The 913-nt window shown below is 68.0% G+C and carries 1 protein-coding gene; it reads right to left on the bottom strand.

From position 1 onward, the window contains the following. Positions 1-913 (bottom strand): cobaltochelatase subunit CobN (locus AC1D00_RS43060; protein ID WP_477014914.1); only part of this gene is annotated, 913 nt, incomplete at both ends.

The raw sequence follows: 913 nt of genomic DNA, 5'->3' as shown, positions 1-913 counted from the left end.
CGAGTGCGGCACGCAGCGCGTCCCGCTCCGCTTCGCCGCAGGCGCCGCGGCCGAACACGTGCAGGCCGTCGCCGAACTGGCTTTCCTTGAGATCGCAGACAAAGCGATCGATCCGCGGGATCGCCTCGGCTGGTGCTGCCGATGCATCGAGGCCGAGATCGTCCTCCAGTCCGGCCGCGCGCGCCTCGTCGCGGATCGCGGCGATCAGACGCTGGCGGCGGGCGGGATCGAGACCATCGGCCGTCGAATATTCGTCGAGGAGCTGTTCAAGCCGGCGCAAGCCGTCCGGCACGGCCGAGCTTGCCAGCGGCGGCGGCAGATGGCCGATGGTGACGGCGCCGATGCGCCGCTTGGCCTGCGCCGCCTCGCCGGGATCGTTGACGATGAAGGGATAGACGACAGGCAGATCGCCGATCAGGGCTTCCGGCCAGCAGCTCGATGACAGCGCCACGGATTTTCCGGGCAGCCATTCCAGCGTGCCATGCGCACCCATGTGCACGACGGCGTCAATGGCTTGCTCGCGGAGCCAGAGATAGAACGCGACATAGGCATGGCGTGGCGTGCGGGCGAGATCGTGATAGTCGGCGTCGCGCGTGGTTGCATCGCCGCGTTCCGGCTGAACCGCGATGATCGACTTGCCGCACTGGATCGCGGCGAAGCGGAACGCACCGTTACGGCAGCCCGGATCGCTCTCCGGCGCGCCCCAGGCTTGCGCGAGATCATCCTGCAAGGATTGCGGAAGACGCGAGAGCGCCGCGCGATAATCGGCGAGGCTCCAGGTGAGTTGCTGCCTCGGCAGCGTCTCGCCGAGCGCATGAACCGGCGCGACATCGAAGCCAGTCTCCGCGAGATCTGACACCAAGGCTTCGACCGAGGCCAACGCGTCGAGGCCCACCGCGTGCGCGATCTTGTG

It is taken from the genome of Bradyrhizobium sp. P2_E8, from assembly GCF_056403875.1.
Note: the sequence above shows the minus strand (reverse complement) of the source record. Positions and strands in the feature narration are given on the sequence as shown.